General features: G+C 69.8%; 22 protein-coding genes and 1 pseudogene. 11 read left to right on the plus strand and 12 right to left on the minus strand.

Going from position 1 to position 26,850, the window contains the following annotated elements; translation table 11 throughout:
• Window positions 1–58: 58 nt before the first annotated feature.
• The 4 genes from cydD to hisC form a co-directional block, all read right to left on the minus strand.
• Window positions 59–3,619: a thiol reductant ABC exporter subunit CydD gene (cydD, locus tag AC0ZLC_RS17975; protein WP_476752974.1), complete on the minus strand. Its 3,561-nt coding sequence runs from the start codon at window positions 3,617–3,619 to the stop codon at window positions 59–61.
• A 101-nt stretch (window positions 3,620–3,720) separates the two neighbouring features.
• A complete protein-coding gene (gene cydB / locus AC0ZLC_RS17980; protein WP_476752975.1) occupies window positions 3,721–4,725 on the minus strand; it encodes a cytochrome d ubiquinol oxidase subunit II in 1,005 nt (334 codons plus the stop codon).
• A gap of 20 nt (window positions 4,726–4,745) precedes the next feature.
• Entirely contained in the window at window positions 4,746–6,251 is a 1,506-nt protein-coding gene (locus tag AC0ZLC_RS17985) for a cytochrome ubiquinol oxidase subunit I (RefSeq protein WP_476752976.1), read from the minus strand.
• 462 nt (window positions 6,252–6,713) lie between these two features.
• Entirely contained in the window at window positions 6,714–7,793 is a 1,080-nt protein-coding gene (gene hisC, locus AC0ZLC_RS17990; protein WP_476752977.1) for a histidinol-phosphate transaminase, read from the minus strand.
• A gap of 420 nt (window positions 7,794–8,213) precedes the next feature.
• On the opposite strand from hisC, the gene AC0ZLC_RS17995 reads away from it, so the two are divergent.
• The 3 genes from AC0ZLC_RS17995 to AC0ZLC_RS18005 all read left to right on the plus strand — a co-directional run bounded on the left by AC0ZLC_RS17995 (window position 8,214) and on the right by AC0ZLC_RS18005 (window position 11,674).
• Window positions 8,214–9,326, plus strand: coding sequence for a LacI family DNA-binding transcriptional regulator (locus tag AC0ZLC_RS17995; protein ID WP_358852280.1), 1,113 nt, complete (start codon window positions 8,214–8,216; stop codon window positions 9,324–9,326).
• Window positions 9,327–9,538: 212 nt separating this feature from the next.
• Window positions 9,539–10,624 (plus strand): metallophosphoesterase, encoded by a 1,086-nt coding sequence (locus AC0ZLC_RS18000; RefSeq protein ID WP_476753137.1) that lies wholly within the window; start codon window positions 9,539–9,541, stop codon window positions 10,622–10,624.
• 183 nt (window positions 10,625–10,807) lie between these two features.
• Entirely contained in the window at window positions 10,808–11,674 is an 867-nt protein-coding gene (locus AC0ZLC_RS18005) for a hypothetical protein (RefSeq protein ID WP_476752978.1), read from the plus strand.
• 147 nt (window positions 11,675–11,821) lie between these two features.
• Here the strand turns inward: AC0ZLC_RS18005 and thiC are convergent, their stop codons facing one another.
• Window positions 11,822–13,624 (minus strand): phosphomethylpyrimidine synthase ThiC, encoded by a 1,803-nt coding sequence (thiC, locus tag AC0ZLC_RS18010; RefSeq protein WP_476752979.1) that lies wholly within the window; start codon window positions 13,622–13,624, stop codon window positions 11,822–11,824.
• 220 nt (window positions 13,625–13,844) lie between these two features.
• Between thiC and AC0ZLC_RS18015 the strand changes: the two genes are divergently transcribed.
• Complete coding sequence (locus AC0ZLC_RS18015; RefSeq protein ID WP_476752980.1) at window positions 13,845–15,395, plus strand: YibE/F family protein; 1,551 nt, start codon at window positions 13,845–13,847, stop codon at window positions 15,393–15,395.
• Between the two features lie 42 nt (window positions 15,396–15,437).
• Here AC0ZLC_RS18015 and AC0ZLC_RS18020 read toward each other — a convergent pair whose 3' ends face one another.
• The 4 genes from AC0ZLC_RS18020 to AC0ZLC_RS18035 all read right to left on the minus strand — a co-directional run bounded on the left by AC0ZLC_RS18020 (window position 15,438) and on the right by AC0ZLC_RS18035 (window position 17,794).
• Window positions 15,438–15,875, minus strand: a complete 438-nt coding sequence (locus AC0ZLC_RS18020) for an SsgA family sporulation/cell division regulator (RefSeq protein ID WP_476752981.1) — start codon at window positions 15,873–15,875, stop codon at window positions 15,438–15,440.
• 99 nt (window positions 15,876–15,974) lie between these two features.
• The gene (locus AC0ZLC_RS18025) at window positions 15,975–16,856 is read right to left on the minus strand and encodes an IclR family transcriptional regulator (protein ID WP_476752982.1); all 882 of its coding nucleotides are present in this window, start codon (window positions 16,854–16,856) and stop codon (window positions 15,975–15,977) included.
• Between the two features lie 212 nt (window positions 16,857–17,068).
• Complete coding sequence (locus AC0ZLC_RS18030) at window positions 17,069–17,281, minus strand: DUF5326 family protein (protein ID WP_358852275.1); 213 nt, start codon at window positions 17,279–17,281, stop codon at window positions 17,069–17,071.
• Between the two features lie 195 nt (window positions 17,282–17,476).
• Entirely contained in the window at window positions 17,477–17,794 is a 318-nt protein-coding gene (locus AC0ZLC_RS18035; RefSeq protein ID WP_476752983.1) for a cupin domain-containing protein, read from the minus strand.
• Window positions 17,795–17,875: 81 nt separating this feature from the next.
• Here AC0ZLC_RS18035 and AC0ZLC_RS18040 point away from each other — a divergent pair, with 81 nt between their 5' ends.
• From AC0ZLC_RS18040 to AC0ZLC_RS18055, 4 genes are all read left to right on the plus strand, one after another.
• Window positions 17,876–18,256, plus strand: coding sequence for a phage holin family protein (locus AC0ZLC_RS18040; protein WP_476752984.1), 381 nt, complete (start codon window positions 17,876–17,878; stop codon window positions 18,254–18,256).
• A 145-nt stretch (window positions 18,257–18,401) separates the two neighbouring features.
• The gene (locus AC0ZLC_RS18045) at window positions 18,402–19,547 is read left to right on the plus strand and encodes a cystathionine gamma-lyase (RefSeq protein ID WP_476752985.1); all 1,146 of its coding nucleotides are present in this window, start codon (window positions 18,402–18,404) and stop codon (window positions 19,545–19,547) included.
• 244 nt (window positions 19,548–19,791) lie between these two features.
• Entirely contained in the window at window positions 19,792–20,697 is a 906-nt protein-coding gene (locus AC0ZLC_RS18050) for a LysR family transcriptional regulator (RefSeq protein ID WP_476752986.1), read from the plus strand.
• 106 nt (window positions 20,698–20,803) lie between these two features.
• Window positions 20,804–21,286 carry an NUDIX domain-containing protein gene (locus tag AC0ZLC_RS18055; RefSeq protein ID WP_476752987.1) on the plus strand — a complete coding sequence of 161 codons (483 nt, stop codon included), beginning with the start codon at window positions 20,804–20,806 and terminating at the stop codon, window positions 21,284–21,286.
• Window positions 21,287–21,318: 32 nt separating this feature from the next.
• Here the strand turns inward: AC0ZLC_RS18055 and AC0ZLC_RS18060 are convergent, their stop codons facing one another.
• On the minus strand, window positions 21,319–22,893 hold the full coding sequence (locus AC0ZLC_RS18060) for a globin domain-containing protein (protein WP_476752988.1): 1,575 nt from the start codon (window positions 22,891–22,893) through the stop codon (window positions 21,319–21,321).
• A gap of 563 nt (window positions 22,894–23,456) precedes the next feature.
• On the opposite strand from AC0ZLC_RS18060, the gene AC0ZLC_RS18065 reads away from it, so the two are divergent.
• Entirely contained in the window at window positions 23,457–24,323 is an 867-nt protein-coding gene (locus AC0ZLC_RS18065; RefSeq protein WP_476752989.1) for a GNAT family N-acetyltransferase, read from the plus strand.
• 32 nt (window positions 24,324–24,355) lie between these two features.
• Here AC0ZLC_RS18065 and AC0ZLC_RS18070 read toward each other — a convergent pair.
• Both AC0ZLC_RS18070 and AC0ZLC_RS18075 read right to left on the minus strand, forming a co-directional pair.
• Window positions 24,356–24,470, minus strand: a pseudogene (locus AC0ZLC_RS18070) (heme-binding protein); the annotation flags it as partial.
• A gap of 54 nt (window positions 24,471–24,524) precedes the next feature.
• Entirely contained in the window at window positions 24,525–25,733 is a 1,209-nt protein-coding gene (locus tag AC0ZLC_RS18075) for an MFS transporter (protein WP_476752990.1), read from the minus strand.
• A 142-nt stretch (window positions 25,734–25,875) separates the two neighbouring features.
• Between AC0ZLC_RS18075 and AC0ZLC_RS18080 the strand changes: the two genes are divergently transcribed.
• On the plus strand, window positions 25,876–26,334 hold the full coding sequence (locus tag AC0ZLC_RS18080; RefSeq protein WP_476752991.1) for a MarR family winged helix-turn-helix transcriptional regulator: 459 nt from the start codon (window positions 25,876–25,878) through the stop codon (window positions 26,332–26,334).
• A 61-nt stretch (window positions 26,335–26,395) separates the two neighbouring features.
• A complete protein-coding gene (locus AC0ZLC_RS18085) occupies window positions 26,396–26,848 on the plus strand; it encodes an N-acetyltransferase family protein (protein ID WP_476752992.1) in 453 nt (150 codons plus the stop codon).
• Window positions 26,849–26,850: the final 2 nt, after the last annotated feature.

The raw sequence follows: 26,850 nt of genomic DNA on the forward strand, positions 1-26,850 counted from the left end.
AAGTCGAGATGTGTCGAGTGGGCGGGAGCGGCCCCGGGGAGGGCCGTCCGGTCGCGCCTCAGCGTCCTGCCGCCGCGACGAGGGCCTCGCCATCCGCCTCCCGCTTCCGCATCTCCCGCAGCGGCCCTTCCGCCGCCGCCAGTTCGGCGTACGGTCCCCGCTGCACGACGCGTCCTTCGGCGAGCACGATCACCTCGTCCACCGCGTCGAGCCCGGCCAGCCGGTGCGTGATCAACAGGGTGGTACGGCCCTCGGTCGCGGTCAGGAGGTCGATGGTCAGCGCGTCGGCCGTCGGGAGGTCGAGATGTTCGGCGGGCTCGTCGAGGACGAGGACGGGGAAGTCGGCGAGCAGGGCCCTGGCCAGGGCGAGCCGCTGACGCTGGCCACCCGACAACCGCGCTCCGTGCTCGCCAACCAGCGTGTCGAGCCCGTCGGGCAGGCCGTCCGCCCAGTCGAGCAGACGGGTCCGTGCGAGCGCGTCCCGCAGTTCGGCCTCGGTGGCGTCCTTCCGGGCCAGCAGCAGGTTCTCGCGCAGAGAACTGTCGAAGAGGTGGGCGTCCTGCGCGCACAGCCCGACGGACCGCCGTACGTCGTCCCCGTCCATGGTGCGGGCGTCCACGCCGCCCAGCGTGTACGTGCCCGCCGCCGGGTCGAGGAACCGCAGCAGCGCCTGGGCCAGAGTCGTCTTGCCGGCACCGGAGGTTCCGACCACGGCGACCCTGCGCCCACGGTCCAGGTCCAGGTCGAGCCCGGTGAGCGCGTCCCGGGGCTGCCCGGCGTGACGGGCCGCGAGCCCCCGCATCCGTAGCGGGAACGGCGACGCGGGTGCCGGCTGCGGCCGCTCCGGTTCCCGTACGGGCTCGGGAGCGTCCAGCACCTCGTACACGCGCTCGGCGCTCCTGCGCACCCGCTGCCGGTACTGGACGGCGAGCGGCAGCCCCAGTACGGCCTCGAAGGCGGCCAGCGGGGTGAGGACGACGACGGCCGTCGTCACCCCGCCCAGCCGCCCGTCGGCGACGGCCTGGACGCCGACGAGGGCTGCGGCCGTCACCGTCAGCCCGGACACGAGGGCGGTGAGGCCGTCACCGAGCGCGGTGGCGGTGGCGGTACGGGAGGCGATGCGGGTGAGGACGGTGTCGGCCCGGCGGGCCTCGGCGGTACGCGCCGGGAGGGCACCCGCGACCGTCAGCTCGGCCGTCCCGGTGAGCAGGTCGGCCACCCGGGTCGCCAGCACCCCGCGGGCAGGGGCCAGTCTGCGTTCCGCTCGGCGCGCCACGGCACCGGTCAGCAGCGGGACACCGACGCCGGCCGTGAGCAGCCCGACGGCGAGGACGCCGCCGGCCTCGGGCAGCAGCCACGCGGTGAAGCCGACGGAGGCGGCGGACACCAGGAGGGCGGCCCCGGCGGGGAGCAGCCACCGCAGCCAGTAGTCCTGGAGGGCGTCCACGTCGGCGACGAGGCGCGACAGCAGATCACCACGCCGGGTCGAGCGCAGTCCGGCGGGCGCCAGCCGTTCGAGCCGCCGGTAGACGGCGACCCGGGTGTCGGCCAGCATCCGCAGCACCGCTTCGTGTGACACCAGCCGCTCCGAGTACCGGAACACCGCCCGCCCGATCCCGAACGTTCGGGTGGCCGTCACGGCCATCATCAGATACAGCACGGGCGGCTGCTGGGACGCCCTGGAGATGAGCCACCCGGAGGTCGCCATCAGCCCTACGGCACTGCCGAGCGCGAGGCTGCCGAGCAGCAGGGCGAGAGCGAGACGCCCGCGCCGTGCCCCCGCCATGGCCCGCACGCGCGCGAGGGCGTCCTCGCGGCCCTGCCGGACGCGCACACCCCGCCTCTTCAGCCCGGCGGACGTGCTTCCGTCCTCCGCTGTCGGGCCGGATTCCGTGCCGCCTGCCGTCGGCGCGGTCACCGAGTCGCCGGTTCCCTCTACCTCCCGGTCGTCCGTGCACGCGGGACGGGAGACTGGAGCGGCCACCTGGGGCGACGGCTCCAGCCGCACCACCCGGTCGGCCACGCCCAGCAGCGCGGGCCGGTGGACGACGAGAAGCACCGTCCGTCCCACCGCGAGCCGCCGCACCGCCTCCACGATCTCCGCCTCCGTCGCCCCGTCCAGGGCGGCCGTCGGCTCGTCGAGGAGCAGCACGGGCCGGTCGGCGAGGAACGCCCGGGCCAGGGCGACCCGCTGGCGCTGACCGGCGGAGAGTCCCGCGCCGTCCTCCCCGAGGAGCGTGTCGACACCGTCGGGCAGGGCGTCGGTGAACTCCAGCGCACCCGCGTCGGCGAGCGCCCGCCGGACCGCGCCGTCGTCCGCGTCGGTACGGGCCAGCCGTACGTTGTCGGCGATGGACCCGGCGAAGAGATGGGGCCGCTGCGGGACCCAGGCGATCCGCGAGCGCCACTCGGCTTGATCCGCCGAGGCGAGGTCGACTCCCCCGGCCAGCACCCGCCCCACGGTCGGCTGCACGAACCCCAGGAGCACGTTCAGCAGCGTCGACTTGCCCGCGCCGCTCGGTCCGACGAGGGCCACCGTCTCGCCCCGCTCGACCGCGAACGACACCTCGGACACTGCTTCGGACGACCGCCCGGGATAGCGCACCGTCACGTCCTCGAAGCTGATCCGCCCTTCCGGCGCGACGAGCGGACCGGACACCGGTGCCGGGGTCTCCAGCACCGAGAAGATCTCCTCGGCCGCCGCCACGCCCTCGGCTGCCGCGTGGTACTGCGCACCGACCTGGCGCAGCGGCAGGTAGGCCTCCGGCGCGAGGACGAGGATGACCAGTCCCGTGTACAGATCCATTTCGCCGTGCACCAGCCGCATGCCGATGGTCACCGCGACCAGGGCGACGGAGATCGTGGCGAGCAGTTCCAGTGCGAAGGACGAGAGGAAGGCGATCCGCAGCGTCCGCATGGTCGCCTGCCGGTACTCCCCGGTGATGCGCCGGATCGACTCGGCCTGCGCCTTGGCGCGCCCGAACACCTTGAGCGTCGGCAGCCCAGCGACGACGTCGAGGAAATGGCCGGACAGCCGCGAGAGCAACTGCCACTGACGGTCCATCTGGGAACGCGTGACCCAGCCGATCAGCACCATGAACAGCGGGATCAGCGGCAGGGTGGCGACGATGATCGCCGCGGACACCCAGTCCTCCGTGACGATCCGGGCGAGCACCGCCACCGGCACGACCACCGCGAGCCCGAGCTGCGGCAGATAGCGGGAGAAGTAGTCGTCGAGAGCGTCGACTCCTCGGGTGGCCAGGGCGACCAGCGAGCCGGTGCGCTGCCCGCTCAGCCAGCCGGGGCCGAGCTGAGCGGCACGCTCCAGCAGCCGGCCCCGCAGCTCCGACTTCACCGCCGCACTCGCCCGGTGCGCGGCGAGTTCCGTCAGCCAGGAGACGACCGCGCGTCCGATCGCGACGAGCGCCAGCAGCAGCAGCGGGGTGCGCAGTGCACCGGCCGAGTCACCGTACTGAAAGGCACCGACCACGATCTCGGCGATGAGCATCGCCTGGGCGATGACCAGAGCGGCCCCGGCAGCGCCCAGGCCGACTACCGCCGCCAGGAAGAGGCGGGTGGCGCGGGCGTACCGAATCAGACGCGGGTCGATCGGTTTCACGTGAAACACACCCTCGGTTCAACGGGTGCGGTCCGGGCGGAACCGCACCCTTTGGTCCAGACGGCATGTTTCACGTGAAACATGCCCCTCGATACGCGGACTCAGTGCGCGGCGTCCGCGATGTGCTGCGTGCCGATCCGCTTGCGGAACACCCAGTACGTCCACGACTGGTAGAGCAGGACCAGCGGCGTGGCGATCCCCGCACACCAGGTCATGATCTTCAGGGTGTACGGGCTGGACGAGGCATTGGTGACCGTCAGGCTCCAGTCCGGGTCCAGCGAGGAGGGCATGACGTTCGGGAACAGCGTCAGGAAGAGCATGGCGACGGACGCCACGATGGTGAGCCCCGAGAGCGCGAATCCCCAGCCCTCCCGCCCCACCCTGACCGCCGCCAGGGCCGCGACCAGGGCGGCCACCGCCACGGCCATCGCGACCAGGGACTTGCCGTCCCCGTTCTCCACCTGCGTCCAGAGCAGGAACAGCACCGCCAGCACGGCACTCGCCGAGCCGACGCGGAGCGCCAGCCTGCGCGCCCGCTCGCGGATGTCCCCCACGGTCTTGAGACCGACGAAGACCGTCCCGTGGAAGGTGAACAGCGTCAGCGTGAGCAGGCCACCCAGGAGCGCGTAGGGGTTGAGCAGGTCCCCGAGAGTGCCGACGTACTCCATGTCGGAGTCGATCTTCACCCCGCGCACGATGTTGCCGAAGGCCACACCCCACAGGACCGCGGGAATCAGCGAGGTCCAGAAGATCGCGGTCTCCCAGTTGCGCTGCCAGCTCTCCTCGGCCCGCTTGACCCGGTACTCGAAGGCGACTCCGCGCACGATCAGGCAGAGCAGGATGACCAGCAGTGGCAGATAGAACCCGGAGAAGAGTGTCGCGTACCACTCCGGGAAGGCTGCGAAGGTCGCACCGCCCGCGGTGAGCAGCCACACCTCGTTGCCGTCCCAGACGGGACCGATCGTGTTGATCAGCACCCGCTTCTCGGTGCGGTCGCGGGCCAGCAGCTTGGTGAGCACCCCGACTCCGAAATCGAAGCCCTCCAGGAAGAAGTAGCCGGTCCACAGGACGGCGATGAGGACGAACCAGACGTCGTGAAGTTCCATGACTCAGCAGCTCCCTGGGCCTAGTAGGAGAAGGCCATCGGCTTGTCGGCGTCACGGGAGTCGCCGCCGATCCTGGTGGGCGGGTTGAGGTCGGACTCGGTGAGTTCGGGCGGTCCGGCCTTCACGTACTTCACGAGCAGCCTGACCTCGATGACGGCGAGGATCGCGTACAGGGCCGTGAAGGCGATCATCGAGGTGATCACCTCGCCCTGGGAGACGCCGGGGGAGACGGCGTCGCGGGTCTGCATCACGCCGTAGACGACCCAGGGCTGCCGGCCCATCTCGGTGAAGATCCAGCCCCAGGAGTTGGCGATCAGCGGGAAGGCCATCGTCCAGAGCGCCGCGAGCCAGTACAGGCGGGTCAGCCTCGACCCCAGCGGTTGCTTCCACAGCACCAGCTGCGGCACCTCGTCCTCGCCGGCCCGGTGGGCTGTCGGCAGCAGGAACTTCTTCCGCGTTAGCCACAGTCCCAGCAGGCCGAGGGCGAAGGACGCCATCCCGAAGCCGATCATCCACCGGAAGCCCCAGTAGGCGACGGGAACGATGGGCTTGTAGTCGCCGGGGCCGAACTTCTCCCGCAGGTCCTTGTTGGTGTCGTTGATGCCGGGCACGTACGACTCGAAGTCGCTGTGGGCCAGGAAGGACAGCAGGCCGGGTATCTCCAGGGCGACCTTGTTGTGCCCCTCGTCGACGTCCCCGTACGCGAACACGGAGAAGGGCGCCGGCTTCTCGCCGTCCCACAGTGCCTCGGCAGCGGCCATCTTCATCGGCTGCTGCTCGTACATGACCTTGCCGAGGGTGTCTCCGCTGACGGCGGTGAGCAGGCCGCCGACCGCCAGGGTGACGAGCCCGAGCCGGAGTGAGGTACGCATCACAGGTATGTGCTTCTTGCGCATCAGGTGGAAGGCGGCGATGCCCACCATGAAGGCGCCGCCCGTCAGGAACGCGGCCGAGAAGCTGTGGAAGACCTGGTTGAGCGCGGTGTTCTGGGTCAGGACCCGCCAGAAATCGGTGAGCTCCGCCCGGCCCTTCTCCTCGTTCATCCGGTAGCCGACCGGGTGCTGCATCCACGAGTTGGCCGCGAGGATGAAGTACGCCGACAGCAGCGTGCCGATCGAGACCATCCAGATGCAGGCGAGGTGGATCTTCTTCGGCAGCTTGTCCCAGCCGAAGATCCACAGCCCGATGAAGGTGGACTCGAAGAAGAAGGCGATCAGGGCCTCGAACGCCAGCGGGGCACCGAAGACATCACCGACGAAGCGCGAGTAGTCGGACCAGTTCATGCCGAACTGGAACTCCTGCACGATGCCGGTGACGACCCCCATCGCGATGTTGATCAGGAAGAGCTTCCCCCAGAACTTGGTGGCCCTGAGGTACTTCTCGTTCTCCGTGCGCACCCAGGCGGTCTGCAGGCCGGCGGTGAGCGCGGCGAGCGAGATCGTCAGGGGGACGAAGAGGAAGTGGTAGACGGTGGTGATGCCGAACTGCCAGCGCGCCAGGGTCTCCGGCGCAAGAGCCAATTCCACGTCGTCAGTCTCCTTACGTCACCGCCGTGCTCCCGGCGGCCGCTTGCCCTCTTTGTCACGCACATCACGGAGCAAACGGGGCACGCTTGTGAACGCGTTCACATTCACAAGCAATTATGACGCATACCCGTTCGAAGCTTGACCGGTGGGGGGTCCGTAAGCGGGACCGGTCACCCTCGGGCACAAAGAGGCAGGTCAGACGACCCGCGCGTCCTCGCGGCCGTCCGCGACGGCGATTCCGTACGCGTGGAGCTCATGGGCGACCGGTAGCCGCCGGGCGACGAGGAACGCCGGCCCACGAGGAGCTCCGTGGAGACCGGCCCGGGGGGACGCCCGGAGAGGGGACCGCTCAGGAAGGGCCCCGTTGGAGAAAGGCCCCGCGGGACCGGCCCCGGACGAGATGCCCGGGGCCGGGGCCGCTCGGGAGGGGCACCGAGGCGCCTCTCCCGGAATCGGCGGTGGCTAGAAGTCCTTGCGGAACCCCTCCGCCACCTTCAGGAAGATGTCGTTCGCCTCCGCCTCGCCGATCGTCGCCCGCATGCCCTCGCCGGCGAACGGCCGCACGACGACACCGGCCTGCTCACAGGCGGCGGCGAAGTCGAGCGTGCGCTCCCCCAGCCGCAGCCAGACGAAGTTCGCCTGCGTCTCGGGCACCGTCCAGCCCTGACCACGCAGCGTCTCGACCACCCTCTGACGCTCGCACACCAAGGAGCCGACCCGGCCGAGCAGCTCGTCCTCGGCCCGCAGCGAGGCGATGGCCGCCTCCTGGGCGAGCTGGCTCACTCCGAAGGGCACGGCCGTCTTGCGCAGCGCGGCGGCGACGGGCTCGTGGGCGATCGCGAAGCCGACCCGCAGGCCCGCGAGGCCGTACGCCTTGGAGAAGGTGCGCAGCACGCACACGTTGGGCCGCTGCCGGTAGATCTCGACACCGTCCGGCACCTCGGGGTCGCGGATGAACTCCCGGTACGCCTCGTCGAGGACCACCAGCACATCGCTGGGCACCCGATCGAGGAACCGTTCCAGCTCGGCCCGGCGCACCACGGTGCCGGTGGGGTTGTTGGGGTTGCAGACGAAGATCAGCCGGGTCCGGTCGGTGATCGCGTCCGCCATCGCGTCCAGGTCGTGCACGTCGCCCGGCGTCAGCGGCACCCGCACCGAGGTCGCCCCGCTGATCTGCGTGATGATCGGGTACGCCTCGAAGGACCGCCAGGCGTAGACGACCTCGTCGCCCGGTCCGCTGGTCGCCTGCAGGAGCTGCTGGGCGACCCCGACCGAGCCGGTGCCCGTGGCCAGGTCCGAGAGGGGCACCCCGAAGCGGTTCGACAGCTCGTTCATCAGGCCCGTGCAGGCCATGTCCGGGTAGCGGTTGAAGGACCCGGCAGCGGCGGTCACACTCTCCATCACGCCGGGCAGCGGCGGGTAGGGGTTCTCGTTCGACGACAGCTTGTAGGCCACCGGTCCGTCGGCCGCGGCGGCCTTGCCGGGCTTGTAGGTGGGGATCCCCTCCAGCTCGGCACGCAGCTTGGGGCTCGTCTCGCTCACCGCAGTCCTCCTCGCGACCACCACCGGCTCATGACCCTCGACCGGCATCCAATGCTTCTCACCTTATGAGGATTCGGGCCCGCTGCGAATGGGCTGTGGACAGCCGCCCGCATCCGGACGGTCATCCCCGCCCGAAGCCGTACGAGCGGTGCAAAACAGGGGGCGCATCGTCCGCATCGATACGCGCCGGTGGCTCGCGCCGTGGCGCGCATCCCTCGTGAAGGTGAGTTGAGACCTCTTCGAAACCTGGCCAACTTGGCAGGCCCATGCGCGCCGACAAGTCACGTACTGGCATTGGATCGTTCAAAGACCATTCTTTCCAAGGCAGTTGGGGTCTTTTGATCATGCAGAAACGTGACTGTCAACGCGTGCATATGCGTCCGCACTACCCCACCGCAGGAGCCCTACTATCGGCTCGCCATGACAGCAGCAGGGAAGCACCAGGTGAGCCGGGCGGACACTCCCCGCCGAGGCGGACGACCGGGCCGGGCGGGCATCAGAGACGTGGCCGCCGCCGCCGGAGTCTCCATCACGACCGTCTCCGACGCCCTCAACGGCAAGGGCCGGCTGCCGGACGCCACCCGGCGCCATGTCCGAGAGGTCGCGGACCGGTTGGGCTATCGCCCCTCCGCCGCGGCCCGAACGCTCCGTACCGGCAAGTCAGGGCTCATCGGCCTGACCGTCACGACGTACGGGGATGAACCTTTCACCTTCACCGAGTTCGCCTACTTCGCGGAGATGGCCAGGGCCGCCACCTCCGCCGCCCTCGCCCGGGGCTACGCCCTGGTCATCCTGCCCGCCACCTCCCGCCACGACGTGTGGTCGAACGTCGCCCTGGACGGCACGGTGGTCATCGACCCGTCCGACCACGACCCGGTGGTCAGCGAACTGGTCCGCCAGGGCTTACCCGTCGTCTCCGACGGCCGCCCGGCCGGCTCGCTCCCCGTGACCGCCTGGGTCGACAACGACCACGAGGCGGCCGTCCTCGGCATCCTCGACCACCTGGCCGACGCCGGCGCCCGCCGGATCGGCCTCCTCACCGGCACCACCACGGACACCTACACCCACCTCTCCACGAGCGCGTATCTGCGCTGGTGCGAGCGGGTCGGCCAGGACCCGGTGTACGAGGCCTACCCGGCACACGACCCGTGCGCCGGCGCCGTCGCCGCCGACCGGCTGCTCGCCCGGCCCGACCGCCCCGACGCCGTCTACGGCCTCTTCGACCCGAACGGCACCGATCTGCTCGCCGCGGCCCGCCGCTACGGCCTGCGCGTCCCGGAGGACCTCCTGCTCGTCTGCTGCAGCGAGTCCACCGTCTACGCCAGCACCGAACCGCCCATCACCACGCTCTCCCTGAAGCCGCGCCGGATCGGCACGGCCGTGGTCCAGCTCCTCATCGACGCCATCGAGGGCCTCGAGTCGGACCGTCCGGTCGAGCAGGTGATACCGACGGAACTGATCGTGCGTACGTCCTCCGAGCGCCGTCCGCCCCGTACGACGGTCAGCCCGCCCAGGTCGCCGGAGGAGGGCTGAGTCACCGGGCGATGGCGCCGAGTCACGCGTGACGGGGCCGGCGCCGGGCGATGAGCACCTCCCAATTCGGGCGAAAACCACGGTGAACCGAAGTGTTGCTCCGATTCACCACCCCTGGGTCATCACATGGCGCGATCCGCATTCCTATGATGGGCGGACGACACCGCGGGCCGCTGCGACCAGGCAGTCCGATGCGGTGCAGCTGCGGCGCGATGGTGGAGGGGTCGATGACTCAGGGGGCCGGTCAGGGACCCGAGGTGGTGCGCACGGCGACGCTGCGCGACTTCCGGGTTCCCGCGTACGTCCACGAGACCGGTCCGTACGCGCAGAGCTCGCCCCCGGAGGAGGGCGTGCCGGCCGCCCCGGAACCGGCGGAGTACACGCCCACGCAGCGCGACCTGCCCGTCATCAACCGAGGTGACACGCTTCAGGTCGCCGTCGATCCGGCCGCCGCGCCGGCCCCCCAGCCCGCCGAAGGCCCCGGCCCGCTGTACGTCGTCGGCGACGTCCACGGCTACCTCGACCAACTCGTCGCCGCCCTCCAGGCGCAGGGCCTCGTCGACGCGGCGGGCAGCTGGTGCGCGGGCACGTCCCGGCTGTGGTTCCTCGGCGACTTCACGGACCGCGGGCCGGACGGCATCGGTGTCATCGACCTGGTGATGCGGCTGTCCGCCGAGGCTGCCGCGGTCGGCGGCTACTGCAAGGCACTCATGGGCAACCACGAGCTGCTGCTCCTCGGCGCCAAGCGGTTCGGCGACACCCCCGTCAACTCCGGTGCCGGCACCGCCACCTTCCAGGCCGCCTGGCTGCTCAACGGCGGCCAGAAGACCGACATGGACCGTCTCCAGGACCACCATCTGCAGTGGATGGCCCGCCTGGACGCCATGGAGATCTCCGACGGACACCTCCTGGTGCACTCCGACACCACCGCCTACCTCGACTACGGCGACTCCATCGAAGCGGTCAACGACACCGTCCGCGAGACCCTCACGCGCCACGACGCCGACGAGTGCTGGGATCTCTTCCGCAAGTTCACCAAGCGCTTCGCCTTCCGCGACGACGGTGGCGCCGAGGCGGTCCGCTCGCTCCTCGACACCTACGGCGGTGCCCGCATCGTCCATGGTCACAGTCCGATTCCCTACCTCCTGGGCGAGGTCGGCTCGGAGGACGGCGAGGACAGCGCGGGCCCCACGGTCGAAGGCCCGCACATCTACGCCGACGGACTGGCCATCGCCATGGACGGCGGAGTGACCATGGCCGGAAAGCTGCTGGTCCAGCAACTCCCCCTGGATTCCTGAACGGTCGACGGTCAGGCATCCCCCGCGAAAGGACCTCGCTGGCCCAGGGGGCAATTTCCGGAAACCCCCTGTCACCGTGTACCCTCCCCGCTCTAACATCGGCTTGTCCGTAGCAGGCTCCCCTCCGTTTCTGCCCGACGGCTCGTCAGCGTGCGAGCCACCAGCCCTACGGAGCATCGGGGGATGCACATGAACAGCGTTCCGCAGCACCTGCTGAGCGAGGACCGCCAGGACTACGAGCGGCTCCTCGATGAGGCGCTGCGCTCCGCACCACACCGTCCGGAACTCGCCGCTGTCGGCGAGCGGCTCAACCCCGAGCAACTGCGCACGATGGCCCTCGACGCGACGGCTCTCATCACGGCGGCCGCGGCGACCGAGTACCAGCGCTATGTGAAGGTCCGCCAGGACCTGCGTCACCCGGCGCCGTCCGCCCCGCCCGTGCGCGAGGAGCCCGGCTCCGCGGAGCCCGGCGCGAGCGCCGTGGGGCTCGCCACCACCGTGGGGGAGGCCGCCGAGACGGCCGGAGCCGGTGCCATCGCCGTCGTCGCGGTGCTCGCTCCCGTTCTCGCCGGGACGGCCGCGGCGATATTCCTGCTCGTGGGCTACCTCCTCAAGTTGCTCGATCCGGAGCCGGCTTTCGCCGGCACCCTCCGGACCACCGGGTGGGTCTTCGGCGCGGTCACGGCCGCAGCGATCCTGGTCGCCGCGGTGGGACTCCTGCTCACCGCACTGCGCGACGGCGGCTCCTCCTTCCAGGCGGACGACCGGGGCGAGGTGAACGAGGAGGTGGACCGGGCGGGGGACGCCTGGCGGGAGGCCCTGCTGGAGCGCGGCATCCTGCCGTTCCTCCGGGAGGCACTGGCCGGTACGGAGACGCCCGCCGTGCACCGCACGTCCCCGGAACGGACCGGCCGTATGCCCCACCTGGGCTACAACCGGCCGGGATTCAGCAGCCCGGACGGCGGCCCCGCGGCCGGCCCTCGCCCGAGCTACAGCAGTCCGGACTTCTCCAGCCCGGACTTCGGAGGCCCGGAACACCAGCCGGAGTGACACCCGGCCCCGGATGGCTCCCCGAAGCGGCGATCCCGCCGCGCCCCAGCCGGCCTGCATACCGGTCACGGAAACCGGCGGTGAGGCGCGGCGGCGTCCCGCCGGGGACCGCCCGTGGGACACCGCCGTGGCCTCGGCCGGCCGGGCTCAGTCCGCCAGCGGGAGATAGACCCGGTTGCCCGCCGCCGCGAACTCCTTGGACTTCTGCGCCATGCCCTCCTCGATCTCCGCCGGCGAACCCCCGTGCTCACGGCGGATGTCGTGCGAGATCTTCATGGAGCAGAACTTCGGCCCGCACATCGAGCAGAAATGGGCCGTCTTGGCGGGTTCGGCCGGCAGCGTCTCGTCGTGGAACTCCCGCGCCGTGTCCGGATCGAGGGCCAGGTTGAACTGGTCCTCCCACCGGAACTCGAAGCGGGCGTCGGACAGCGCGTCGTCCCACTCCTGCGCGCCCGGATGCCCCTTGGCGAGGTCCGCCGCGTGAGCCGCGATCTTGTACGTGATGACGCCGGTCTTCACGTCGTCACGGTTGGGCAGTCCGAGGTGCTCCTTGGGCGTGACGTAGCAGAGCATCGCCGTGCCCCACCAGGCGATCATCGCGGCACCGATACCGGAGGTGATGTGGTCGTACGCCGGGGCGACGTCCGTCGTCAGCGGGCCGAGCGTATAGAACGGAGCTTCATCGCAGATCTCCTGCTGAAGGTCGATGTTCTCCTTGATCTTGTGCATGGGGACATGCCCCGGGCCCTCGATCATGGTCTGTACGTGAAAACGCTTCGCGATCCTGTTGAGTTCCCCGAGCGTCCTCAACTCCGCGAACTGCGCGGCGTCGTTGGCGTCGGCGATCGACCCGGGCCGCAGCCCGTCGCCGAGCGAGTACGTGACGTCGTAGGCGGCGAGAATCTCGCAGAGTTCCTCGAAGTTCTCGTAGAGGAAGCTCTCCTTGTGGTGCGCCAGGCACCAGGCCGCCATGATCGAGCCGCCTCGCGAGACGATGCCGGTCTTGCGGTTGGCGGTGAGCGGCACGTACTGCAGGCGCACGCCCGCGTGGACCGTCATGTAGTCCACGCCCTGCTCGGCCTGCTCGATGACCGTGTCCTTGTAGATCTCCCAGGTGAGCTCCTCGGCACGGCCGTCGACCTTCTCCAGCGCCTGGTACAGCGGCACGGTGCCGATGGGCACGGGGGAGTTCCGCAGTACCCACTCGCGGGTGGTGTGGATGTTGCGCCCGGTGGACAGGTCCATGACCGTGTCCGCGCCCCACTGGGTGGCCCAGGTCATCTTGTCCACCTCCTCCTCGATGGAGGACGTGACCGCCGAGTTGCCGATGTTGGCGTTCACCTTCACCAGGAACCGCTTGCCGATGATCATCGGCTCGATCTCCGGGTGGTTGACGTTCGCGGGCAGGACCGCCCGGCCGGCGGCGATCTCCTCGCGGACGACTTCGGGGTCGACGTTCTCGCGGACCGCCACGAACTCCATCTCAGGGGTGATCTCGCCGCGGCGGGCGTACGCGAGTTGCGTGACGGCCTCTCCGGGGCGCCCCCGGCGCGGCTGACGGGGCCGTCCGGGAAAGACCGCGTCCAGGTTGCGCAGCCCGCCGCGTGGTGAGGTGTGCTTGATGCCGTCGTCCTCGGGGCGCACGGCACGGCCCGCGTACTCCTCGGTGTCACCGCGCGCGATGATCCAGTTCTCGCGCAGCGGCGCCAGTCCCCTGCGTACGTCGGTGCCGACGGCCGGATCGGTGTACGGGCCGGAGGTGTCGTACAGCGTGACCGACTGCCCGTTCGTGAGGTGCACCTGACGGACCGGCACCAGCAGGTCGGGGCGCGAACCCTCGACGTACGCCTTGTGCCAGCCGATGGACTTCCCGGCCTCGCCGTTCGGGAGCGAGGCGGGTGCCCCGTCCGTCTGGCTGGAGACAGGCGTGCTTACGTCCTTGTTGGTCATGAGACCTACTCCCTACGCCGGCATTACCCGGTAACAGGTTCAGCGGTCGACGCAGCGATGTCCGTCCGCCGATGTTTCATGTGAAACATCGCTGAGACGAAGGTCAGCGCCCTCTCAGCCCGGTGCTCCGAGCTCCCGCGTGTGCAAAGGTGCCTCCACGCTAGCGTCATATCTGGCGCGGTGAACAGAGGGCCCCCGGCGTTCTTGCGATGATCGGTCGGTGACCACGACGCAGCAGCCCCCGTTCCCACCGTCCGAGCCGCCGCACGGGCACGGCGCGGGTCCAGGAGCCAATCGCGGCCCTGGACACGCACCCGGTCCCGGTCCCGGTCCCGGTGACAGTTCCCGAAGCGAACGGGTGGGCGGCGGAAGCAGCCCGGCGTCACGCGGCGGCAGCGGCCCGGACGGCGGGGGCGGTCCGGACTGGGGAAGCAGCCAAGGGCTTGGCCACGGAGGTGGGCACGGCGGCGGGCACGGTCACTCGCACAGCCACGGACCCGCCGCCCCGGTCTCCCGGCATCTGCGCAAGGTCATCGCCGCGGTGCTGATCCCCTTCGCGGCCGCGGTCGTCGTGGGTCTTGTGGTGCTGTGGCCGGGCGGCGCGCCCTCGCACGAGCGCACGGGCGTCGGTTTCGACCGGCAGTCCCAGGAGGCCACGGTCACCAAGGTCGACAAGGTGGACTGCAAGTCCGTCAACGCCTCGGGAGACACCCCGACCGGTGACACCTCCACCGCCGAGGGCTCCTCCGCGCAGCAGCAGGCGACGGGCGACTGCAAGAAGGCGACGATCAGGATCGACACCGGCAAGGACAAGGGCCGCACGTTCACCGAGATCGTCCAGCCGGACCAGTCACGGCAGTTGCACCAGGGCGAGAAGGTCGTCGTCGCGTACGAACCCTCCGCGCCCGCCGACCTGCAGTACTCGGTCACCGACGTGAACCGCAAGTTCCCCATGGCGTTGCTCGCCGGGATCTTCGCGCTGGCCGTCGTGGTGGTGGGCCGGCTGCGCGGACTCATGGCACTGGTCGCGCTGGCCGTGAGCTTTCTCATCCTGACGTCCTTCATCCTGCCCGCGATCCTGCAGGGCTCGAATCCGCTGGTCGTGGCGGTGGTCGGAGCCAGCGCGATCATGCTGATCGCGCTCTACATGTGTCACGGCCTGTCGGCCCGCACCTCGGTCGCGGTGCTCGGCACGCTGCTCTCGCTGCTGCTGATCGGCGTACTCGGTTCGGGATTCATCGACTGGGCCGCACTGACCGGCAACGTGGACGACAACACGGGCCTGATCCACGGTCTGTATCCGTCCATCGACATGAGCGGTCTGCTGCTCGCGGGCGTCATCATCGGCTCGCTCGGTGTGCTCGACGATGTGACGGTCACCCAGACCTCCGCCGTCTGGGAGCTGCACCAGGCGGACCCGACCTTGGGCTGGCGCGGGCTGTACCGGGCGGGCATCCGGATCGGCCGCGACCACATCGCCTCCGTCGTCAACACCTTGGTACTGGCGTACGCGGGCGCGGCCCTGCCCCTGCTGCTGCTCTTCTCGATCGCTCAGAGCAGCGTCGGTACGGTGGCCAACAGCGAGCTGGTGGCCGAGGAGATCGTGCGCACTCTGGTCGGCTCGATCGGTCTGGTGGCCGCGGTTCCGGTGACCACCGCCCTGGCCGCTCTGGTGGTTTCCGCGGACCGCAGGGAGGCCGCGGGGGCGGCGGCACCCGCCGGTGTCAGAACCCCGGCGCGTAGCGGGAAGGGCCGGCGCCGCAAGCACTGAGGGGTGAGGAAGCCGTACTCCCCTCGAAAAGGTCCGGGCGCTTCAGCCCGCGCTCTGCTCCTCCGCCAGGATGCGGTCGAGGGCTTCGTCGAGATGGGTGTCGAAGTCGGCGAGGGAACATTCCTGCCCCAGTGGCACCAACTTGTCCGTACGGTCGAGAAAGGCCACGAGCGGGGCGGCACCCGTCCGGAACAGCGCGTGGTCGCAGCCGACCTGAAGCCGGATCAGCACCTCGCCGAACGCCTCGGGGTCGGCCGGCGCGATGTGCACGTCCCCGTCACCGCACGGCCGCCCCACGCCGTCGATCAGAAGCTCCCGCCCGAACGCCCAGGTCACCGGGGCATCACCGGGCAGATGAAAGGTCAGCCGCACGGCGAAGGGATCACTGGTCTCGTAACGGAGCTCCACCGGAATGCGGAACGAGAGCTCCTCCGAGACGAGAAAGCTCATCATGACCTCTGCCTGCACCGACTCACGCATCGTCAACCCCGTCATTTGCCGCCGACTGGCCAGGAATCATCCTCCTGACACCGCTGGCATCTTGCTCAACGTACACGGCATATCACAAGGAGTGAGTTTTCAGATGCTGATAGAGATCGTCAGTGCCCCCAGCATCCGGCCGATCTCGGCCTGGAGTTGCCTGGCCGTCGGCAGCAGCCGCTCGACCTGATGAAAGGGCAGGGAAATGGCGACTGTCCCGGCGGTTGCCCCGGCGGTGATGGGGAGCGCCGCACACACCGTCCCCAGGGCGTATTCCTGCCGCTCGACGATCGGTTCCATCCGCCCCGTCCTTTCCAGGCGGCGCAGCAAGGTGCGTTCGTCACGCACCGTGTTCGGAGTGATGGACTGCACCGGGTAGCGGTCGAGGTGGTCCCGCCGCGCCTTCCCGTCCAGTTGGGACAGCAGGCACTGGCCGATCGCGTGGGCGTGCCCGGTCTCCCGGAAGTCCGCCCACTCCTCGACCGCCGGGCTGCCCGGGGTGTCGGCGACGGACACGACCTCGATCTCACCGTCGCGGTAGACGGCGTAGTAGACCGGTACGCCGAGGGCTTCGCTCCACCGGGCCAGCGCGTCGTTCACCGTGCTGCGACGTTTCTGCTGGGCTCCGCTGCTGCTCAGCCGCTCGGCCGCCTCGCCGAGGTGGAAGAGCCCCTTCTCGCGGCGCAGATAACCCTCGTGCACCAGCGTGCGCAACAGGTGGTACGCCGTGGGAAGCGCGAGCCCCGCCTCGCGGGCGAGCTGTTTGGCGGGGGCTCCACTCTCCCGTGCGGCCACGGCCTCCAGGAGCCGCATCGCGCGCTGCACGGAACCGATGAGGGTCGTGGAGTGCGGTTCCGTGGACGGGGCCTCGGTGGGCGACGTACGCGGCTGGACGGGCGGGACCCGCGTCCCCGCCGAGGCGTTCGACCGCTGGACGGGTGGAGCGGAGGATTCTGCGGGTGCGGTGTCAGCCGTGGCCAAGGGTCACTCCCGGAGCGCGAGAAGGGCCGCCCGTGCGGGGGGACACGGGAGGGGTGTGCGCCGCCCGCGGGGGTCGACCCCGCGTCGAATCCGGACTTTAACCGCCTGCCACCACTCACCGGCCGCCCTGGCGGCAAACTTCCCCCTGCCGAGGGAACCTCAGCTTCCCGTGTCCCGCTCCCCGTTACCGACGCGGGAGACTCGGTTCGGCGTCACCAGTCGCTGCGCGACGAGGAACTCGACATGAACTTCCGTACGACATAGATCAGTCCGCCCACCAGCGCGACGAAGACCAGCACCTTGAAGAGCAGCCAGATCACCACGCTGACGACGCTGACTATCACGCTGCCGAACACGACCAGGGCGATGACCGGCACCGCGACCCACTTCACCCACCACGGCATACTGCTGAAGATCTCTCGCATAGCCCCGTCCTTGCCTCTCCGCCCCGTCGCCCCGGGACCGGGGCAGTGATTCCGGGTTCTTCGCATTCCGGAATCACCGACTTCCGGCATCTCCGACGTCCTGCCTTCGATGCTAGGGCCGGGACGGGGCCCGGCGGGGGCCCGGCGCCCCTTGTCCACCCCTGATCGGTCCCCTAGGGAACCCTGGAGCGAAACTCAGCTCTCGGGCGGAGAGAACACCACCAGAACCCGCAGGTCCTCGGTGATGTGGTGGAACTTGTGGGCCACCCCCGCGGGGACGTAGACGACACTGCCGCGCCCGACCTGGGTCGTCTCCAGGCCGACCGTGATCGAGGCGCGCCCGCTCACGACGAGGTACACCTCGTCCTGCTGATGCGGCTTCTGCGGATCCACTTCGCCCGCGTCGAGCGCGTACAGGCCCGCGGACATGTTCCGCTCGTGCAGGAACTGCAGATACGCGCCGTCGTTGGCGGCGCGTTCCGCCTCCAGTTCGTCCAGCCGGAATGCCTTCATCGACCTCGTCCGCTCCTGTGCGCAGCCGACCGCCGTCACGGCCGTACTGATGAATCGATCTCTTCTGCCACGATCAGACACATGAACAATTTCGTAGTCAAGACGATCGCCAACGCGGGCGCCCTGGCCGTCGCCGTATGGCTGCTCGACAAGATCACCCTGACCGGTGACAGCTTTGGCAGGAAAGCCGGCACCCTGATCCTGGTCGCGCTGGTTTTCGGCCTGGTGAACGTCCTGGTCAAGCCGTTCGTCAAAATCCTGACGTTCCCGCTCTTCATCCTCACCCTCGGCCTGATCACCCTCGTGGTCAACGCCCTGATGCTGCTGCTGACCTCGTGGCTGGCCGACAAGCTCGACCTCGGTTTCCACGTCGACGGGTTCTGGACGGCCGTGCTGGGCGGTCTGATCATCTCAGTGGTGTCCTGGGCTCTGAACGTCGTCCTGCCCGACAGCGAGGACTGAGTGCCCGTCGGGCGGCTGCGTATGCGGACGCCGCCGATCCGTATGACGGACGTATGAACTGCGTCGAGGGATGTCTTGAGAAGGTGGAGGGGCGAGCAGCGGAACTGCCCGCCTCGACAGACCGGCACGTGAAGGGACGGGCAGCATGACATCCGGGGATTTCGGTACGGAGACCGGTGACGGCACGCGCGCGGTGCGGGCCGGACTGCCCGAACCCGTCAAGTACGAGCCGACCCTCCCGGGGCCCGTCTTCGCGGCGCACTTCCATCTGCCGGGCGACCCCACGGGCCCGTACACCTACGGCCGGGACGAGAACCCGACCTGGACGCTCCTGGAGCGCGCGATCGGCGAGCTCGAGGCGCCCTCGCGGAGTGACGTCACCACGCTCGCCTTCCCGTCGGGCATGGCGGCCATCTCGGCGGTCCTCTTCTCCCAGCTGGGCGCCGGCGACGTCGTGGTCCTTCCGGACGACGGTTACCAGGTGCTGCCCCTGGTGCGCGAGCAGCTGACCGCCTACGGCATCGAGGTGCGCACCGCGCCGACCGCAGGCGACGCGCAGCTCGACGTTCTCGACGGAGCGAAGCTGCTGTGGATCGAGACCCCCTCCAACCCCGGGCTCGACGTCTGCGACGTGCGGCGGCTCGTCGCGGCCGCCCACGCACAAGGGACCCTCGTCGCCGTCGACAACACCCTGGCGACCCCGCTCGGCCAGCGACCGCTGGAACTGGGCGCCGACTTCTCCGTGGCCAGCGGCACCAAAATGCTCACCGGGCACGGCGATGTCCTGCTCGGCTACGTCAGCGGGCGCGACGCCGAGCTGATGGTCCCCGTGCGCCGCTGGCGCAAGATCGTGGGGGCGATTCCCGGCCCCATGGAGGCCTGGCTGGCGCACCGCTCGCTCGCCACGCTCCAGTTGCGTGCCGACCGGCAGAACGCCAACGCTCTCGTGATCGCCGAGGCGCTGCGCGGCCGCTCCGAGGTGAGCGGGCTGCGCTATCCCGGGCTGTCCGACGACCCCTCGCACAAGATCGCCTCGCAGCAGATGCGGCGCTTCGGGTGCGTGGTGTCCTTCACGCTGCCCACGCGTGCGCGTGCCGAACGTTTTCTGGGCGCGCTGCGGCTCGTGGACGACGCGACCAGCTTCGGCGGAGTACGGTCCACGGCGGAGCGGCGCGGCCGGTGGGGCGGGGACGCGGTGCCGGAGGGCTTCATCCGTTTCTCGGCCGGCGCCGAGGACCCGCAGGACCTCGTGGCGGACGTGCTGCGCGCGCTCGACGAGTCGGCGCGGTAAAGGCCTCCTGAGCGACCGGCCGGTCCGCTGGTGCGCGGGACGACGGCGAAGGTTTTCCACTCCGCGCGCCAAACGGTCCGAGCCTCCCCCCTCGTGGCTCGGACCGTCACGGCTCTGCGCGCGAAGAACCGTGCGAACAAGGCTAGTTGACTTGGTGTCAGTGTCCAATCACGGTAGCGACAGCGACCTATCGACTTATTTATAGTTGGGGTCCGCGCGGGGGTGCCGGGAGGGGAGGGGCAGGATGGATCTGGCCCTGCTGCGCACGTTCGTGACCGTGCACCGGGCCGGCTCCTTCACCCGCGCCGCCGCGCTCCTGGGCCTCTCACAACCCGCCGTGACCTCTCAGATCCGCACCCTGGAGAGCCAGTTGGGGCGGCCCCTTTTCCTGCGTCAGGCCCGCGGAGTGACACCCACGACGATGGGCGACGAGCTCGCCCACAAGGCCGCCCCGCATCTGGACGCCCTGGTGAAGATCGCCGGGAGCGGCCTCGACGAGAAATCGTCCCTGCGCACACTCCATCTCGCCGGGCCTCCGGAGTTCACCGCGGAACGGGCCCTGCCCGCCCTGACGGCGCTCACCGGCGACGACGGCCAGGGTTTGGCGCTGCGCGCCTCCTTCGGGAACGCCGAGGAGGCACTGGAGGGACTCGCCGCCGGACATCATGATCTGGCCATCACGACGGTCCGCCCCCGTGGTGCCCTGCTCACCGGGACTCCGCTCTGCGACGAGGAACACGTCCTGGTCGCCGCTCCACGCTGGGCCGCCCGCATCGGTGCCGGAAAGCTCCGCCTCAAGGGTTCATGCGATTTGGAAGGCCTCCCCGTGGTCGAGGTGCACGAGTCGCTGCCGCTCGTCACCCGCTACTGGGCCTCCGTATTCGACTCCCGCCCCGCCGCCTCGGGCACGGTCGTCGTGCCCGACCTGCGCGCCGTCCTCGCCTGTGCGACAGCGGGTGCGGGCCTCGCGGTGCTGCCGCGCTATCTGTGCGCCGCGGCACTGGACGCCGGTGACGTCGTGGCGCTGTTCGATCCGGCGGTACCACCGCTGCGGACGTACTTCCTGGTGGTGCGCACCGGAACTCTGGCCATGCCGCACATCGCGCGGGCGTACGAGTGGCTGCTGCGCGCCGCCGGGGAGTGGAGCTGAGGGCGAGACCGGCCCTCCGGTCGACAGGCGACGGCGTGAGAGCCCTTCTGGCGCTCCCGCAGCGCCGCGATGTTTCACGTGGAACCAGCCGGGCCACATTCCTCCCATGACCGTCCGACCCGTGGTCAAGCGCACCGCCCGCGCCATCCTGCTCGATGGCGACGACCTCATTCTGATCAAACGGACCAAGCCCGGCGTCGATCCCTACTGGATCACCCCAGGTGGCGGGGTCGAGCCGGAGGACACGACCGTCGTCGACGCACTCCACCGGGAGCTCCACGAGGAACTCGGCGCCAAGATCATCGATGTGGTGCCCTGCTTCGTGGACACCGTCGAGCACATCGGGGAGGACGGGGGCGCGACCGGCGTGAAGGTCCAGCACTTCTTCGTCTGCCACCTCGAGTCCATGGATCCCTCTCAGCGGCACGGGCCGGAGGTGGACGACCCGTGCGGCGAGTACGAGATCGTGCGGATCCCCTTCACCCGGGTCGGCATCGCCTCCGTGCACCTCGTCCCGCTGTCCCTGCGGCACTACCTCGACGCCAACATCGAGGGTGTGCGGGCGATGCACGCGCCGGATCTGGGCTGACGTTCGTCCGGATGCGCCCTCGGTACTCGGTTTCAGGCGCCCGCCGAGACCAGTTCCTCCACTGAGTCGTGCCTGATGCGGTTCGACGGGATGCCGATGTCCCTCAGCGCGTCCACCCCGCTGCGGATCATGCCTGGGGGGCCGGCGAGGTAGGCGTCGTATTCGTTCCACGGTCCGTACTCGCGTACGGCATCGGGGAGCTGCAGATGGGCCTGCTGGTCGACGATCGGACGCACCGACAGCCAGGGATGGCTCTGCTGGAGCCGCAGCATCGTGTCGATGTCATACAGGTCGTGCCCCGTACGAGCGCCGTAGAAGACCTCCATGGGGCGCCGCTCGCCGTGCTCGGCGACATCCTCGACCAGGGCCTTGATGGGCGCTATGCCGGTGCCGCCACCCAGGCAGAGCAGCCCGCTCTCCGTGGTGTGGTCGACGGTCATCGTGCCGGCCGGCGGGCCGAGGCGGACGATGTCACCGGGCCGGGCGCGGTGGACCAGCGCGTTGGACACCCAGCCCGCCGGGACCGCTTTCACGTGGAACGACAGCAACCCGTCGGAGCGCGGTGCCGAGGCGAACGAGTAGTGCCGCCAGATCCGCGGCCACCAGGGCGTCTCCATGCTTGCGTACTGCCCGGCCAGGAAGGGGTAGGGCTGGTCCGGGCGCACGGTGAGCACGGCGATGTCCGGGGTCCGTGGTTCGTGCGACACGACTTCCGCGTGCCACCAGGCCGGAGCACGCAGTTCGTCGGCGGCCGCCGCATCGATCATGACCTGGGAGATCGTCGTGTACGCCCGCACCCAGGCCGCCTCGGTCTGCTCGTCCCAGACCGAGGAGGCGTACCGGCTCAGCGAACCGATGAGGCACTCGCCGACGGCCGGGTAGTGCTCGGGACGCGTGCCGTACTTGCGGTGGCCCCTGCCGAGGTTCTGCAGGTACGCAACAAGGACATCGGTGTTGTCGATGTGCTCGGCCGCGGTGAGCAGGGCCCTGAGCAACCGGTCCCGCTGTGTGTCCATCGCCGCCGGGAAGAGCGACCGCAGATCGGGGTGGCGCACGAAGAGCAGCGCGTAGAAGTACGAGGTGACCTTGTCGGCGACCGGGCCGATCTCCGCCATGGTCCGCTGGATCAGCACCGCGTCGGGGGAAGCGGACGCCGTGGGCGCGGGACGCTCCGCGGCCTCGGGCGGTTCGGGAACCGGGGCGTACGGGCGAGGGGTGTGCCGTTCGGCCTCGGCGGAGTCGGCCTCCGGGCGGGTGGCTCCATGCGTGGGCTCGGACCGCGGAGCCCGGGCGGGGACAGGGCCGGGCCGGCGCGTCGCTACGGATGGGGCAGGGCCGGGCCGGGGTGCCTCGCCGGGCGCAGCGGCAGTGGGTGTGCCCTCGGCAACGGGCACTCCGGTCGGCGTCTCCCCTATTCGTTCCGGCTCCGCCGCACTCTCGCCGGGCACGGACCTGCCGCGCGGCCTCATGCCCGCCAGACGGCTGCCCTCGGGCGCGTACGTCTCCCCTGCGGGGGACTCGGGCTTGGTGCGCGGTGTGAACCAACCGCCTCCGCCGTCGCCGCCGGTTGCGCCGTTGTCGGCCGGCGTTGTGGTCGGAGCGTCCATGGTGTGCCTCGCCTCGAACATCTTTCGGTCGGTCTGCGCACTTCGTCGGGGGGATGTTTGTTTCCCCCGCAGCCGGTGCCCTTTGCATCCCCGTTCAGTCCCGTCAACCAATGCGGCCACATTCTCACCGGGTTACTGCCCCTTGCGGACAAGTAAGACGAGAGTGTGACGTTGGCCGCACCATCCTCCCGCAGCATCCCATCGTCGGCCGGCAGTCGTCCTCATAGCGAAAAGCGCGGTCTTCGATCTCTCCGTCCCGTTACGCTGCCTCGGCCTGTACTCGCGATCGGAAGTTCCGTCCCCCGCCCGTACGCGAATCGGAGTCGACCCTACCGGCCGACGGCACGCGCACAAGTCGTACCCTGCTCGATCCCGAATTCGGCGGCCCAGCCGCCAATTCCGCAATTCTCACGACGGACGGGCGAACCCTTTCGCTGACGTGCGGTGTTTCACGTGAAACATCGGTCCGCGGCGGTGCGGCCTTGCGTGAACTGGCCAAAAGAACAGTTGTGTCCGCGCAAACCGGTGGACGTCATGGGTACCTGTCGTACAGCCTGACCTGCGTGTCGACACCTTCCCTCGCTGCCCTGCCCATCCGCCGTCTGACGCTCCGTGATCTCACTGCTTGCGCCGACCTGTCCGAGAACCGCGGATGGCCCCGCGAAGAACACAAATGGGGTTTCCTGCTGACGGCGGGGACCGGATACGGCATCGACGATCCCCTGGGCGGGCTCGTCGCCGCGTGTGTCGTCACGGAGTACGGGCCACGGGACCGCCCCGACCTGAGCGCGATCGGCATGGTGCTGGTCGCCGACCGGTACGCGCGCCAGGGTGTCGGCCGCCGGTTGATGCGCCATGTCGTCGCGGAGATGGGCTCCACCCCGCTGACGCTCCACGCGACCCCCTACGGCCGCCCTCTCTACGAGGAGCTGGGCTTCAAGACCACCGGTCGGGCCGAGATGGTCTGGGGCCACTTCGTCCTGGACGGGGAGGCGCCGCAGGTCGCAACGCGCTCTGCGACCGCCGAGGATCTCCCCGCCATCCTGCGGTTGGACGAAGAGGTCTTCGGCTGCGACCGCACCCCCGTGATCACCCGGCTGCCGGCCTTCGCGGATCAGCTGCGCGTCGCCGAGGAGAAGGGCCGCATCACCGGCTACGCGGCCGCCTGGCCGAACATGGAGACCCACGTCGTGGGTCCGCTGATCGCCCGGGACACGGAGACGGCCAAGGCGCTCATCGCCTCACTGGCGGCGCACACGGACCGTCCCCTGCGCACCGACATCGACGTCCGCCACGGTGAGCTCCTGAGCTGGGCCAAGGACCACGGCCTGAAGCCCGTCGCCTTCAACGCGGTCATGACGTACGGGATCCCGGAACTGCCCGGTGACTGGACGCGGCGCTTCGCCCCGTTGACCGTGGCGGCGGGCTGAGGGGCCCGCTGGTGCAGGAGCCGGTCCCCCATGCTGGGGGACCGGCACTCCGCCCGCGATGAACAGCAGCTGACGGTCGCGCGCGGTGGGCGGGGTATGGAAGGGGCCGCCGGGCTGGACCGCGTCGACGAGGTCGGCGGTAAGCGCCGGTTCCGAGCCGGGGGCGGGGACAGCCCCGGTCCCGCAGCCGGCAGAGCCGGGTCAGTGGTGGACGGCGGCGTGCTGCTCGGCGGGCACGGCGCTCGCGGGCACCGTGCTGCCTGCACCGGCCCGGCGCTCCAGGGCGGCCGAGACCATGGCCAGAACCAGGGCAGCGGCGGCGAGGACGGCCCCCACCCAGTTCGGGGCGGTGTAACCGAGGCCCGCCGCGATGACGATGCCGCCGAGCCAGGCGGACAGGGCGTTGCCCAGATTGAAGGCACCGATGTTCACGGCGGAAGCGAGCGTCGGAGCGCCGTGGGCCTGGTCGAGGACGCGCTTCTGCAGCGGTGGCACGGTCGCGAAGCCGAGCGCGCCGATCAGCGCGATCGTGACGGCCGCGAGGATCTTGTTGTGCGCGGTGAGCGTGAAGAGTGCGAGCACCAGTGCGAGGCCGCCCAGGGACACGTACAGCATCGGCATCAGGGCTCGGTCGGCGAACTTGCCGCCGACGAGGTTGCCGCCGACCATGCCGAGGCCGAAGAGGACCAGGAGCCACGTGACGGAGCCCTCGGCGAATCCCGCGACGTGGGTCATCATCGGCGCGATGTAGGTGATGGCGGCAAAGACGCCTCCGAAACCGAGGACGGTCATCGCCATGGCGAGCAGCACCTGCACGTTCTTGAACGCGGCCAGCTCGTCTCGGAGGTGTACGCCCTCCGGCCTCGGCATGTCGGGTACCAGCCTGGCGATACCGAGGAATCCGATCACGCCGAGCACGGCCACACCGGCGAAGGTGACGCGCCAGCCGGCTGACTGCCCGATCAGGGTGCCGAGCGGGACACCGACCACGTTGGCGATGGTGAGCCCGCTGAACATCATGGCGATGGCACCGGCCTTCTTCTCCGGAGCGACCAGCTCCGCGGCAACCACCGAACCGATGCCGAAGAAGGCTCCGTGGGCCAGGGAGGCGACAACGCGGCCCACGAGCATCAGGCCGAAGACTGGGGCCACGGCCGAGAGAAGGTTGCCGAGGACGAACAGCCCCATCAGCAACATCAGCATCCGCTTGCGGGACACCTTCGTGCCCAGCGCCGTCATGATCGGGGCGCCGATCACGACGCCGAGCGCGTAGCCGGTCACCAGAAGCCCGGCCGTGGGGATGGAGACACCGAAGTCGCCCGCGACCTGAGGCAGTACGCCCATGATCACGAACTCCGTGGTGCCGATTCCGAAGGCCCCGATCGCGAGGGCCAGAAGCGCGAGAGGCATGGGTGGATACACCTTCCCAGATGTTTGCAGGAGCGCTTTACGTGCTTACACAATAATTGCACACGCGGCTTATGTGCAAACGACGTCTATTGCGTCTGTGCTCTATCCTGGGTACAGCCGCTCCGGGACGGAGGAACACGCCATGACAGCGACGGACCCCGCACTCACCGCCCTAGCCCAGGGCTGGTGCGCCCTTTCCCTGTTGCACGGAAGGATCGAGGCGCACATCGAGCGCGCCCTGCAGGCCAGGCACGACCTGAGCGTGCGGGAGTACTCCCTGCTCGACGTGCTGAGCCGGCAGCACGACGGTGAGGGCGGCCACCTGCAGATGAAGCAGGTCGCCGATGCGGTCGTTCTCAGCCAGAGCGCCACCACCCGACTGGTCACCCGGCTCGAGGACCGCGGGCTCCTGTCCCGCTACCTGTGCCCGACCGACCGCCGCGGCATCTACACGAACGTCAGCGAGGCAGGGCTCGAGCTGCTGGAAGCGGCACGGCCCACCAATGACGCCGCCCTGCGTGAGGCACTCGACGCCGCGGCGAAGGTTCCCGAGCTGGTCCCACTGGTCCGGGTCGTGGAGTCCGTGAGCGTGCCGGCGTAGCCACGGCCTCCTGCGGCAGCCCTGCCCACAGGCGACGACCACGCCTGCATAGGGTGCCGTCATGGGAGATCTTGAGATTCGACCCGCAGTCGCACACGATGTCTCGGCCATCGTCGCCATGCTCGCGGACGATCCGCTGGGAGCCCAGCGGGAGTCGCCCGATGATCTGACGCCGTACCTCGCCGCGCTGGAACGCCTCAGCGGTGATCCGAACCAGCACCTGATGGTGGCCGTGCGCGAGGACCGGGTCGTCGGCACCTTGCAGCTCACGGTCGTTCCCGGCCTCTCCCGCAAGGGAGCGACCCGCTCGATCATCGAGGGCGTACGCGTCCACGCCGACGAGCGCGGCGGCGGTCTCGGCACGCAGCTCATCAAGTGGGCGATCGGCGAATCCAGGCGCCAGGGATGCCAGTTGGTCCAGCTCACCTCTGACGTGACCCGCACCGACGCGCACCGCTTCTACGAGCGGCTCGGCTTCACCGCATCGCACGTCGGTTTCAAGCTCCCGCTCTGAAC

The organism is Streptomyces sp. GLSS-08, assembly GCF_056387915.1.

Bases quoted from the DNA above. Each gene is read 5' to 3' on its own strand.
- cydB (WP_476752975.1), bottom strand. From the start codon at position 4,725: ATGGAACTTCACGACGTCTGGTTCGTCCTCATCGCCGTCCTGTGGACC.
- AC0ZLC_RS17995 (WP_358852280.1), top strand. From the start codon at position 8,214: ATGACAGCAGCAGGGAAGCACCAGGTGAGCCGGGCGGACACTCCCCGC.
- AC0ZLC_RS18000 (WP_476753137.1), top strand. From the start codon at position 9,539: ATGGTGGAGGGGTCGATGACTCAGGGGGCCGGTCAGGGACCCGAGGTG.
- AC0ZLC_RS18005 (WP_476752978.1), top strand. From the start codon at position 10,808: ATGCACATGAACAGCGTTCCGCAGCACCTGCTGAGCGAGGACCGCCAG.
- thiC (WP_476752979.1), bottom strand. From the start codon at position 13,624: ATGACCAACAAGGACGTAAGCACGCCTGTCTCCAGCCAGACGGACGGG.
- AC0ZLC_RS18020 (WP_476752981.1), bottom strand. From the start codon at position 15,875: ATGCGTGAGTCGGTGCAGGCAGAGGTCATGATGAGCTTTCTCGTCTCG.
- AC0ZLC_RS18030 (WP_358852275.1), bottom strand. From the start codon at position 17,281: ATGCGAGAGATCTTCAGCAGTATGCCGTGGTGGGTGAAGTGGGTCGCG.
- AC0ZLC_RS18035 (WP_476752983.1), bottom strand. From the start codon at position 17,794: ATGAAGGCATTCCGGCTGGACGAACTGGAGGCGGAACGCGCCGCCAAC.
- AC0ZLC_RS18040 (WP_476752984.1), top strand. From the start codon at position 17,876: ATGAACAATTTCGTAGTCAAGACGATCGCCAACGCGGGCGCCCTGGCC.
- AC0ZLC_RS18045 (WP_476752985.1), top strand. From the start codon at position 18,402: ATGACATCCGGGGATTTCGGTACGGAGACCGGTGACGGCACGCGCGCG.
- AC0ZLC_RS18050 (WP_476752986.1), top strand. From the start codon at position 19,792: ATGGATCTGGCCCTGCTGCGCACGTTCGTGACCGTGCACCGGGCCGGC.
- AC0ZLC_RS18055 (WP_476752987.1), top strand. From the start codon at position 20,804: ATGACCGTCCGACCCGTGGTCAAGCGCACCGCCCGCGCCATCCTGCTC.
- AC0ZLC_RS18060 (WP_476752988.1), bottom strand. From the start codon at position 22,893: ATGGACGCTCCGACCACAACGCCGGCCGACAACGGCGCAACCGGCGGC.
- AC0ZLC_RS18075 (WP_476752990.1), bottom strand. From the start codon at position 25,733: ATGCCTCTCGCGCTTCTGGCCCTCGCGATCGGGGCCTTCGGAATCGGC.
- AC0ZLC_RS18080 (WP_476752991.1), top strand. From the start codon at position 25,876: ATGACAGCGACGGACCCCGCACTCACCGCCCTAGCCCAGGGCTGGTGC.
- AC0ZLC_RS18085 (WP_476752992.1), top strand. From the start codon at position 26,396: ATGGGAGATCTTGAGATTCGACCCGCAGTCGCACACGATGTCTCGGCC.